Consider the following 10,133-nt stretch of genomic DNA (forward strand, 5'->3'; position numbering starts at 1 on the left):
TATGCTGACGTGGATTGATTTAATTGCGGTGCTTTGGTTTTTATCGCTCTGGACTGGCTACACCATAGTGGCCAGACGCAAAGCCAGAACGGCCAGTTGTTTGTCTTTTGAGCTACGCCGTAAGCGCAACGACTGGATGAAACAAATGCTGAACCGCGACAATAAAATGGCGGATGTCGGATTAATTTCAACGCTGGAGCGCAATGTGTCTTTTTTTGCATCCAGTACCTTGCTGATGCTGGCGGGTTTATTAACGGCTTTGGCTTCAAGCGGCAGTATCAGTGAAGTATTAAGTTATTTGACGCCATGGGCCACTCAAAATAAAGAAACTGTGCAGGTGAAAATACTGTTTCTGGCAGTGATTTATGTCTTTGCTTTTTTCCAGTTTACCTGGTCATTGCGCCAGTATGGTTTTGGTGGTGTATTGATTGGCGCTGCGCCAGATGGTCGTGAGATGACTGCAGAAGAACAGGCCTTGTACGCCAACAGAACGGCCAAGGTCATTGATCAGGCTGGGCATTCGTTTAACTATGGCTTGCGGTCGATTTATTTTTCGTTAGCTACCTTGTCCTGGTTTATTGATCCGAACTTATTTATGGCTATGTCTGTGCTGGTATTGCTGGTGATGAAACATCGCGAGTTTCATTCAAAGGCGCTGAAGGCTTTGCAGGAATGCTAAAAAATGGGGTCAGAACACATTAATCGCTTGGCGATTAATGTGTTCTGACCCCATTTTTACTTACTCTTTGTATTCAAAAGCTTTAATAACGCGGGCTACACCATCCACGTTGCGGGCTAAGTTCACGGCTCTTTCAGCTTCTTGCTGACTGACCAGACCCATTAAAAACACTTCACCGTTTTCTGTGACTACTTTGATATTTAAGCCACTGACGTTTTCATCGGCCAGAAATTTGCCTTTGATACGGGTAGTGATCCAGCTGTCTTTACTGCCTGTGCCAAAGCTGATTTCGCTGGCAATCCGTAACTGATTATGTACGTCTTTGACACCTTCCACTCTGGATACTTCACCAGCCACTTCACGCACACGCTCGTTGGGAACCTGACCTGTTAACAGCACTATGCCGTTGTAACTAGTCATATTGATATTGCCTTTGTCTTTGGTTTCAGGATTTTCGTCTAAAGCCCGGATCACCTTCACCTGAATACTTTTATCGTCAATCTGACTGCCCAGCGTACGTGGATCGCCTGCTGATTTAACGGCTGTGGCTCCACCTGCTAATACAGCTGCGGCACAACCTTGTAATAACCAGCTAGTCAGTAACACCAGTATTAATTTATTCAACATCAAAGATCTCCTTGTTGCGGAAACAGAGTTATGTCGATCAGTTCGCATAACGCGTGCAGTAAAAAGGTATAACACTCAAACACCCGTGCTGGTCTGTGCGCCGGCACCTTTAATTCGGTATCCTGATTACCTAATAAACCCGATAATTCGCCACTGTTATCTACAGTTAAAGCCACGACAGTCATATCTTTGGTTAACGCGGCTTCGACCGCTTTAATCAGATTATGTTCTTCACCTGTCATCGATATAGCCACCAGCACATCACCTGCCTGGCCTAAAGCCCGTACCTGACGCGCCAGATGATCAGGGTTTTCCTGATTACCAGGTTGTAAGCTGGAATTGTTACTCAACAAAGCAAAAGCCGGTAAACAAGGCCGTTCTGCTTCAAACTGATCCAATAACAGCTGAGCAAAATGAGTGGCTAAAGCAGCTGATGCGCCTTCGCCACAACAAATCACTTTACCGCCATTGATCAGGCAGTTCACCAGACTGACGGCGGCGTTTTCGATAGGGGCAGACAATGCTTCGCCTGTCGCTATCATGGTTTGAATATTTTCAGTAAAAAGTTGCCTGATATGGTCTTGCATTAGTTAGCTGTTCCTGCAAAAGCGTTCTTAATCCAGCGAATATCTGCTGGCTGTTCGGTAATGGCCACTACATCAAAACGGCAATGCTGCTGGCCAACACTTTGTAAATAACACTGAGCTGTGCGGGTTAATTTTTGTTGTTTGCTGATAGTTACAGCCGCGGCAGCACCACCAAAATGGTTGCTGCGCCTGAACTTCACTTCAACAAAAACCAGCGTTTGTTGCTCGCGCATCACTAAATCAATTTCACCAAAGCGACAACTGTAATTTTGCTGCACCAGTTGTAAGCCTTGTTGCTGTAAAAACACTAAGGCCTGTTGTTCATAAAACTGCCCAGTGCTTGTACTCATTTAAGGGGTCCGTGGTGTCAGCAAACCATCCTTACTGTATTTGCCCCAGGTTAACTGTCGCTGAACCTGTCCACCAGTGGACAAGGCCAGATTGCCTGTTAAGCCCTGATAACGCAGAGCTGGAAACTGTTGCTGCTGCTTTAAACGGAAAATTAAGTGGTAAGAATCGTACCCCATGGCAAATAAACGCTGCAGAGTTTCATCCTGCTGTGGAAACAGCTGTTCAAATTGCTGGCGGAATTCTTGCTGCTGGCCAGTACTTAACATCCACGGCATTTCGGTAAAAGTTAAACCCTGCAGGTCGCGGCGGTCAGTAAACTCTGCCGACTTTTGATGGCTGCGTGAACTGGCATATACAGGCACAGTGGTTTTAGTCGGGGCTACTGACACATCAATGTAGGGTTTCAGTAAACGGGTTTGCGAAGGGTCAGCTAACAAATAAATAGCGTCTATATCCTGACGGCTATGAGGTTCGGCTTTGACCGCTTCGCCAGCCAACTGGCTGATTTCGCGGATACGCTGCTCGCTGGCTGCAGTTTCCAGTAATTGTTTGATGGTGCTTTCCATCCCCGCCTGATCAGCAAACCAATAAACTTCCGGTTCTTTCCCCGCTATTTGTTTCCAGTCACGGCCAAATTGTTCAGCCATACGCTGGCTTAACGGGTTGCGTGATGCCATCAGCACAGGTTGTTTATAGTTTTTCTGTTTAAACAGCATGGCCATTTGGTGCGCTTCATCTTCCACACTTAAGGAAAAATAAAACTTATCGGCAGATTGTTTCACCAAATCGGTTTTGCCATTTAAAAACAGCGTTGGAATGTTCCAGTCCGCTTGTTGTGAAATGGCATCCACTTGTTCTCTGAGCAAAGGCCCAATCACAAAATCCACTTGCTCTGCTGCCAGTTGTTGCTGCAAAGCTGCAGTGTCTGTTTGACTGTCGATAAAAATCAAACGGGCTTGCTGATTGGCAGAGGCGGCCAGAATGCCTTGTTGAATGGCTTCGGCGTGCTGGCGGAAGTTACTGCTAAAAGGCAGCAATACCGCGATAGTTTTAGGCGAAAACGCATCTACAGCACTTAATTGCTGAATTTCTGCTGGCAGCTGCTGCAAAGGTGGCAGATTTGGGTATTGTTGTTGCCAGTCGCTAATCGCCTGAGTTAAAGCCGGAGTATTGCCTAAATGCTGTTGATGCAGTTGCAGTAACTGGGCCCAACCCTGAGTGGTGGGATCTGAGCTTTGGCGCAATTTTTCTAACTGGTCCGGCGTCAGCATGCCCAGTTGTTGCCACAAGGCACTTTGAAAGGCACTTTGCTCTGGTTGTAATGCCAGCAATTGCAGGTAAGTTTTAACGGCTTTATCCGGTTCTCTTCTGCTGCTTTGATACTGGGCCAGGCTTTGTAAATAAGTGGCTTTGTCTTCGTCTCTGAACGAGGTTAACGAATACTGGCTGCTGAATTTTTCAATATCTTCATGATCATCTGCTGCGATCAGGCCCTGAAAAAAGGGCAATAAGTTAGCTTGCTGCACATCAGGTGCGGCTTGTTGTGCCAAAACCCGGCTAATAGCTAATGCCTGCTCAATTTCGCCTTGTTGCAAATGTGCTTTGGCCGCTTCCAGCAATTGCCATTGCTGTTCTGAACCTTGCTGTTGGCCTGCCTGTTCAATAAAGTCGGCGCCTGACAAAGGCCGTTCGATTTTAACGATTTCCACGTCATCTTCTGCCTCAATAATAGGCTGGACTACAGGAGCTCGTTTTACCGGAGCAACCTGCTGTGGTGCGGAAGAACAACTGGCTAACGCTATGGCGCTGCCCAAAAGAATAAATGGCTTCAGTTTGCTGGATTTCACAATGCACAGGTACAATGAAGGAAACATGCAGGTATCTTACTCAGTGCCGTGCCTAAGCTCAATGAATTCCAGCCAAAGTAATTCAAGTACAACGGAATAAGCGCCATATGACTGCACAAAGCGGAAATTTATACATAGTAGCCACGCCTATTGGCAATTTAGACGATATCAGTCAGCGCGCCATCAAAACCTTAAGCACTGTGGCCTGGGTGGCGGCGGAAGATACCAGACACAGCGGTAAGTTGCTCAGTCACTTAGGTATTTCAGCTAAAATGCTGGCGCTGCATGACCACAATGAAAAGCAACGTGCTGCGACTTTATTGCAGAAATTGCAGGCGGGTGAAGACGTCGCCCTGATTTCAGATGCGGGCACGCCGCTGATTAGTGACCCGGGTTATAGCCTGGTGAGGTTATGCCGTGATGCTGGTGTGCGCGTCGTACCAATCCCTGGTCCTTGTGCTTTGATAAGTGCCTTGTGCTGCGCTGGTTTACCTACAGATAAATTCCACTTTATTGGCTTTTTACCCGCCAAAAGTCAGCAACGCCAGAATGTACTCAGCGCTATTCCACAAGGTGTAGGCACTTTAATTTGTTATGAAACGGCGCGCCGTATTAAAGACTGTTTAGAAGATGTAGTGAAAGTCTTTGGTGCAGAACGTGAGCTGGTACTGGCCAAAGAGTTGACCAAAACTTTTGAAAACTTTGTTTATGGTACTGCTGCACAAATTACAGCATGGCTGGATGAAGATCCTGCCCGTTGTCAGGGCGAAATGGTGCTGATGATAGCGCCGACTTTAGCTGCCGAAGAGGAAATTAACCCGGCAGCTCAGCAAACTCTGAAGCTGCTGATGAGTGAATTACCACTGAAAAAAGCCGCTGCTTTAACCGCTGAAATTCACGGTGAAAAGAAAAACGCCTTGTATAAACTGGGGTTAAGTTGGGGCGCTGAAGACTAATTTGCCTGATGCCGTAGGTTAGCGCGAATTATAGCTGGGCCTTGCGCTTTTCTTCCCCTATAATGCGCGCCGTGAGTTGGCCCAGACAATCGCTGCCTGCGTAAGCAGGGGGAGGAAAGTCCGGGCTCCATAGGGCAGAGTGCCAGGTAACGCCTGGGCGGCGCGAGCCGACGACTAGTGCAACAGAGAGCAAACCGCCGATGGCCCTTGCGCAAGCAAGGGATCAGGTAAGGGTGAAAGGGTGCGGTAAGAGCGCACCGCGCGGCTGGTAACAGTTCGTGGCACGGTAAACTCCACTCGGAGCAAGACCAAATAGGCCCCCTTTGGCGCGGCCCGCGTTGGGGGCGGGTAGGTTGCTTGAGGCGTACGGTGACGTACGCCCTAGAGGAATGATTGTCCACGACAGAACCCGGCTTAACGGGCCGACTCACACTTTTCCTCGTTGTTCCAGACTACAGCCAGTGCCTTGTGCAGTGACTGTAGTCTGTAGTTTCTTTATCCGCCGCAGCCTGTGACATCCAGCGTCTCAACAATCACGTCATCGTCCTTGCACGCAAGGCGCTGTGGCATCAGGGATTCTGCCGACAAACACCCTAAGCCCATACCAGTGAAATTATATTGGGTGCTTCGAAGGCCTGAGCCCCTCGGCGTGCCCGGGCAACGCGCTTCGTACTGCACTGAGATACATGACGAGTAATAGTTAATTTCTTTCGGTAATGGATTGGCAGGTCGGTCACCGATCAGGCGATAGGGTTTGTCCTTGCCATCACATTGCTTGGCGCCAAGACGAATGCTGCTTTTATAAGCGGCCAGCCAGTTCGTCCAGGCCTGTTTTTTCTGTTGCTCAGCCCGTTCTGCTGCCAGGCGCCGCTCTTCAGCTTCTTGCTGTAATTGACGTTGTCGTTCTTCACGTTCTTTGGCAGCTTTTTCTGCTGCCAGCCGTTGTTGTTCAGCCCGTTGTGCGGCCTCCTGCTCACGCTGCAGCCGCTCCTGTTCAAGACGTTCCGCGGCCAGCCGTTGTTTTTCGGCCTGTTCATCGGCAGAACGCTGAAGCCGAGCTTCATCATAACCAGCTTGAGTACTTTGGGTCGCCATGCTATCGACCTGACTGTACATACCCATTTGCTGTGCTGCCTGCATAGCGGCTGCGTTATCGCGCTGCAGTCGTTGCAAAGTGGCTGGATCCGTGGTTTTGGACATCTGCTGGTTACGGTAGGCAATGCCATCGGCCAGTTGTTTGGCCAGCGCTTCGCGGCCCTCCTGTTGTTGGGCAGCCTCTGCTTGTTGTACAGCCAGTTGTTCCGCCTGCTGCTGGCGGCGCTGCGCTTCTGCCTGCGCATCAGCTTGTGCCTGTAGGTCATTCAGATAGGCGGTTTGCTGAGCTTGTTGTGCCTGATGGTTCGCCATTTCTGCATTTAAGGTATTTTGAAATTCGGGGCTGGCAGCAACTTCAAGAGCAGTGCCTGCCACTTCACCCATGCCTGAGACCACCTCCATGGTGCCTTCGACAGTGGCGACAAAACCATTAGCCAGCGCTACCCCGACAGAACAACCAAAGTTAGAACCGCCACTTAGTTCTTGTTGTATGGCACCCTCGAGGTTGCTGGCTTGTGCGCTGAATGCGGCATCGCCATGAATTTTTCGCAGCTCCAGCAACAGCAGTTTCAGGTTTCCCGCCATGGCCGCATCAAAATCGTTGCTGTCACCATCTACAGGTGCCTGAGTGGTAATAGAAAAGCGACTCACCTCGTTGCTGCCTTCATAAAATCTATAGGTGAGCGACAGGCTGCCTGCTGTGGTTTTGCAACCGTCTTCATTGACGTCGCCGGATTGATAACCACGCTCTATCTGCAGTTTCAGTCTTGGGGCTTGAGAAGTTTGGAAATAGTTGCTGGCTCGCAAGGTGGATCGCAAATCCCCCATATATTCCAGCCACTCGTCGCTGTTTCCTTCCTTAAATTCGATCACACCCAGCCGGTACTGCAGGAAAGGCTCAGCAGACTTGATATTTTGCAGCCACAGAGCATCAGGTTGATAGCGGCTTGCGTCGCATAGCAGCGGTAGCAGCAAGGTCAGGCAACTGCCTAAGCGCAGCAGGTTGTGGCCGCCTCTCATTCAAAAGACCCTTGCTCTATCCACAAGCGAAGCACGCTATCATGGGCTTCGGTGCGAGCGGAGTTTTTGGCAGATTCGGCGCCACTTAAAGTTGATGACACTGAGATTAAGCCTACGGCTTCGTCCCATTCTGCTGGGGTATCGATGCTGTGCAACAGTTCTTGCCCTGCCCATAACTCATAATGAATTCTGGTTTTATAACTAAAGATGGCTGGCACGACGCCAAGGGTAAAAATCACAGCGTTGGCACCCAAAGCGCCAGCCCATTCGCCAGTTGTTTCTTCAACAGCGCTTTCGCTGATTTTTATTTTGAAATTGCTGGTGTCTTGAGACACTGGCTTGAAGCCATGCTGTGTTAATAAATCCTGAACTTCAGTCAGGCGAAGCTGCTGTTGCTCCGTCATTTCTTCAGCGCTGAGCTCTGCGTCTGTTGGTATGTTGTACTCCACCTTTACGGTGGCATTGGCTGCATTAAAGCCTGATACGTCAGCTTTTCCCAGCTTGGCTTCGGCTGCGCAACCGGTCAGAACAATAGAAATTGCGAGCAGCCAGCTCAATTTGATGATGGATGTCATAGATTTACCCTCTGATTAGGCGCAAACCGTTCTCCGGGGGCAGTGCACTGGAGTAAGCTGGCCATATTTATTGTTATTGTTAAGGCCAGACAGCAGACTCCTTTTGCTTCAATTGGGAGCAACGAAGAAAGAGAAGTAAAGCAAAGTCTACCCTGTTGGCATAATGAAATAATAAGCAGCATTTTTTTACACGTCCAGCCGGATTTTTAATCTTTGGTTTTAGCAGAAGTGAAGTCAATTCAACTACTTTGACTGGAGGCTGCATGCCTGGTTTGGTAGGCTGGGGATTGCAACACTTTTGGGCAGGATAAAATGAAACAGGTAGCAACAGCTATTCCCTTCTGGCACGCCTTCTGGTTTTGGCTAAAACTGGGTTGTATCAGCTTTGGTGGGCCTGCCGGACAGATTGCCCTGATGCATACTGAGCTGGTCGAAAAACGCCGTTGGATCAGTGAAAGCCGGTTTTTGCATGCGCTGAATTATTGCATGTTGTTGCCAGGGCCTGAGGCGCAGCAACTGGCGACCTATTTAGGCTGGCTGATGCACCGCACTTTGGGTGGCGTGGTGGCGGGTTTGTTGTTTATTCTACCGTCTTTGCTGCTTTTAGTGCTGCTGTCCTGGGGTTATCTGGTCTATGGCGAGCACCCCTGGGTGGCAGCTTTGTTTTATGGTATTAAACCTGCGATAGCCGCCATAGTGCTGCATGCAGCCTGGCGTATAGGCGGGCGGGTGATGAAACACCTGTTATTATGGGCTATAGCTGTTGCTGCTTTTGTCGCTATTTTTGCCTTCAAACTCCCATTCCCGCTCATTGTTTTGTCTGCCGCCTTGATTGGTTTTATCGGCAGTAAAGTGACACCTGCAGTGTTTTCATCTGGCGGTCATGCGGCTTCCCAAAAAAGTTATGGTCCGGCTTTGATTGACGATACAACCCCAACTCCTTCACATGCGTTATTTCGCTGGAGCCGCTTTGTGGTGGTAGTAGCTTGTGGTTTAGTCCTTTGGGCTCTGCCTATGCTGGTATTGACCTTTAGTTTGGGCTGGCAACATCAACTGACCCAAATGAGTTGGTTTTTTACCAAAGCTGCGCTGCTTACTTTTGGAGGGGCTTATGCTGTGTTGCCTTATGTCTATCAGGGCGCTGTGGATAAATTTGGTTGGTTAACGCCTGGGCAGATGATGGATGGTTTAGCTTTAGGGGAAACCACACCTGGGCCGCTGATTATGGTGGTGGTTTTTGTCGCTTTTGTTGGCGCTTATGTGCATGCCAGCTTTGGCCCTGATTTAATGTTGCAGGCCGGTATTACAGCCGCGCTTCTGGTCAGCTGGTTTACCTTTTTACCTTCCTTTATTTTTATTCTTGCAGGGGGCCCGCTGGTGGAGTCCACTCAAGGCAAGTTACAGCTCACAGCGCCATTAACGGCAATTAGCGCTGCTGTCGTCGGGGTTATTGTTAATTTAGCGCTGTTTTTTGCCTACCATGTGGTGTGGCCAACGGGTTTTGCCGGGGCCATCGACTGGCAAGCTGTATTGATCACTGTACTGGCGGCTATTGCCTTGTTTGTGGCAAAGCAGGGGTTGATGCGAGTGATAGCGGGAGCCGCACTGTTGGGTTTAGTTTTATCTTTTTGGAGTAGTTATTAATGTGGATTGATCTGCAGCAGTTGGACCCTTCAGCTGCCTATAAGCTGTTAACCAGCACTATTACCCCTCGTCCTATCGCATGGGTATCGAGTCTGTCTGCACAGGGCGTATTAAATTTAGCCCCTTTTAGTTTTTTTCAGATGATCACAGACCAGCCGCCGACCTTGATGATCTCCACTCAGCATAAAGCCGATGGCCGTCGCAAAGACACCAGTTTAAATATTGAAGCGACCCGGGATTTTGTAGTCAATCTGGTGCCGCATGCGCTGGCGAATGAAATGAATATCAGCGCAGCTGCAGTGCCAGCAGATGAAAGTGAATTTGACTTAGCCAGACTGGAGCAAGCGGCGTCCAGCCAAATCAAAGTACCTCGTGTCGCATTAGCTCCGGTAGCTCTTGAATGCAGGTTATCCAGGTTACAACCTTATCCGCCGGAAAATCCAAGCTGTGAAGTGATTTTTGCAGAAGTGCTGGCGATTTATATCAACCCCACATTATTGGATGCCAATGGCATGCCTGATCCCTACAAAATGGATTTAATCAGTCGTATTGGTGGTTCAGGTTACAGCAGGGTTGCTGCTGATATATTTCAGTTAGCCCGACCTGCTTCTGCAGTGCGTCGCTGAACTTCCTGTTTTTCGCCCTGACTGTCTTATGGCAGACAGGGCTTTTTTATGTCTGATTGTGAGCGCTCGCTTACTTTAAATCCCTTTCTATGGTTGGTTTCTTTGTTTGGATTTTCGCATTTTTTC

At 49.0% G+C, this 10,133-nt stretch carries 10 protein-coding genes and 1 other RNA gene; 5 read left to right on the top strand and 6 right to left on the bottom strand.

Translation table 11 applies throughout. The annotated features are described in order from the left end of the window. The first annotated feature begins 1 nt into the window (after position 1). Positions 2–679, top strand: a complete 678-nt coding sequence (locus LSG34_RS06605) for a DUF599 domain-containing protein (protein ID WP_233008040.1) — start codon at positions 2–4, stop codon at positions 677–679. Positions 680–739: 60 nt separating this feature from the next. On the opposite strand, the gene dolP is transcribed toward LSG34_RS06605, so the two are convergent. The 4 genes from dolP to LSG34_RS06625 are packed head-to-tail and all read right to left on the bottom strand — an operon-like array spanning position 740 to position 4,118. Continuing rightward, on the bottom strand, positions 740–1,306 hold the full coding sequence (gene dolP, locus LSG34_RS06610) for a division/outer membrane stress-associated lipid-binding lipoprotein (protein ID WP_233008041.1): 567 nt from the start codon (positions 1,304–1,306) through the stop codon (positions 740–742). Continuing rightward, positions 1,306–1,893 (bottom strand): D-sedoheptulose-7-phosphate isomerase, encoded by a 588-nt coding sequence (locus LSG34_RS06615; protein ID WP_147903563.1) that lies wholly within the window; start codon positions 1,891–1,893, stop codon positions 1,306–1,308. The genes dolP and LSG34_RS06615 overlap by 1 nt, the downstream gene beginning before the upstream one ends. Beyond that, positions 1,893–2,243: a YraN family protein gene (locus LSG34_RS06620; protein ID WP_233008042.1), complete on the bottom strand. Its 351-nt coding sequence runs from the start codon at positions 2,241–2,243 to the stop codon at positions 1,893–1,895. Before LSG34_RS06620 ends, LSG34_RS06615 begins: the two co-directional genes overlap by 1 nt. Next, on the bottom strand, positions 2,244–4,118 hold the full coding sequence (locus LSG34_RS06625) for a penicillin-binding protein activator (protein ID WP_233008043.1): 1,875 nt from the start codon (positions 4,116–4,118) through the stop codon (positions 2,244–2,246). An 80-nt stretch (positions 4,119–4,198) separates the two neighbouring features. On the opposite strand from LSG34_RS06625, the gene rsmI reads away from it, so the two are divergent. Both rsmI and rnpB read left to right on the top strand, forming a co-directional pair. Next, a complete protein-coding gene (gene rsmI, locus LSG34_RS06630) occupies positions 4,199–5,047 on the top strand; it encodes a 16S rRNA (cytidine(1402)-2'-O)-methyltransferase (protein WP_233008044.1) in 849 nt (282 codons plus the stop codon). 73 nt (positions 5,048–5,120) lie between these two features. Then, positions 5,121–5,480: RNase P RNA component class A (gene rnpB / locus LSG34_RS06635), an RNA gene on the top strand. Positions 5,481–5,542: 62 nt separating this feature from the next. On the opposite strand, the gene LSG34_RS06640 is transcribed toward rnpB, so the two are convergent. Both LSG34_RS06640 and LSG34_RS06645 read right to left on the bottom strand, forming a co-directional pair. Then, on the bottom strand, positions 5,543–7,162 hold the full coding sequence (locus tag LSG34_RS06640) for an MAP7 domain-containing protein (protein WP_233008045.1): 1,620 nt from the start codon (positions 7,160–7,162) through the stop codon (positions 5,543–5,545). Then, complete coding sequence (locus tag LSG34_RS06645; RefSeq protein ID WP_233008046.1) at positions 7,159–7,737, bottom strand: hypothetical protein; 579 nt, start codon at positions 7,735–7,737, stop codon at positions 7,159–7,161. The genes LSG34_RS06640 and LSG34_RS06645 overlap by 4 nt, the downstream gene beginning before the upstream one ends. 312 nt (positions 7,738–8,049) lie before the next feature. Between LSG34_RS06645 and chrA the strand changes: the two genes are divergently transcribed. Both chrA and LSG34_RS06655 read left to right on the top strand, forming a co-directional pair. Next, on the top strand, positions 8,050–9,381 hold the full coding sequence (chrA, locus tag LSG34_RS06650) for a chromate efflux transporter (protein WP_233008047.1): 1,332 nt from the start codon (positions 8,050–8,052) through the stop codon (positions 9,379–9,381). Next, positions 9,381–10,007: a flavin reductase family protein gene (locus tag LSG34_RS06655; protein ID WP_233008048.1), complete on the top strand. Its 627-nt coding sequence runs from the start codon at positions 9,381–9,383 to the stop codon at positions 10,005–10,007. The genes chrA and LSG34_RS06655 overlap by 1 nt, the downstream gene beginning before the upstream one ends. Positions 10,008–10,133 lie beyond the last annotated feature (126 nt).

The sequence above is a fragment of the Rheinheimera faecalis genome (assembly GCF_021290965.1).
GTDB lineage: Bacteria > Pseudomonadota > Gammaproteobacteria > Enterobacterales > Alteromonadaceae > Pararheinheimera > Pararheinheimera faecalis.

Coding starts and splice junctions, on each gene's coding strand:
- LSG34_RS06605 (WP_233008040.1), top strand. CDS start 2: ATGCTGACGTGGATTGATTTAATTGCGGTGCTTTGGTTTTTATCGCTC.
- dolP (WP_233008041.1), bottom strand. CDS start 1,306: ATGTTGAATAAATTAATACTGGTGTTACTGACTAGCTGGTTATTACAA.
- LSG34_RS06615 (WP_147903563.1), bottom strand. CDS start 1,893: ATGCAAGACCATATCAGGCAACTTTTTACTGAAAATATTCAAACCATG.
- LSG34_RS06620 (WP_233008042.1), bottom strand. CDS start 2,243: ATGAGTACAAGCACTGGGCAGTTTTATGAACAACAGGCCTTAGTGTTT.
- LSG34_RS06625 (WP_233008043.1), bottom strand. CDS start 4,118: ATGTTTCCTTCATTGTACCTGTGCATTGTGAAATCCAGCAAACTGAAG.
- rsmI (WP_233008044.1), top strand. CDS start 4,199: ATGACTGCACAAAGCGGAAATTTATACATAGTAGCCACGCCTATTGGC.
- LSG34_RS06640 (WP_233008045.1), bottom strand. CDS start 7,162: ATGAGAGGCGGCCACAACCTGCTGCGCTTAGGCAGTTGCCTGACCTTG.
- LSG34_RS06645 (WP_233008046.1), bottom strand. CDS start 7,737: ATGACATCCATCATCAAATTGAGCTGGCTGCTCGCAATTTCTATTGTT.
- chrA (WP_233008047.1), top strand. CDS start 8,050: ATGAAACAGGTAGCAACAGCTATTCCCTTCTGGCACGCCTTCTGGTTT.
- LSG34_RS06655 (WP_233008048.1), top strand. CDS start 9,381: ATGTGGATTGATCTGCAGCAGTTGGACCCTTCAGCTGCCTATAAGCTG.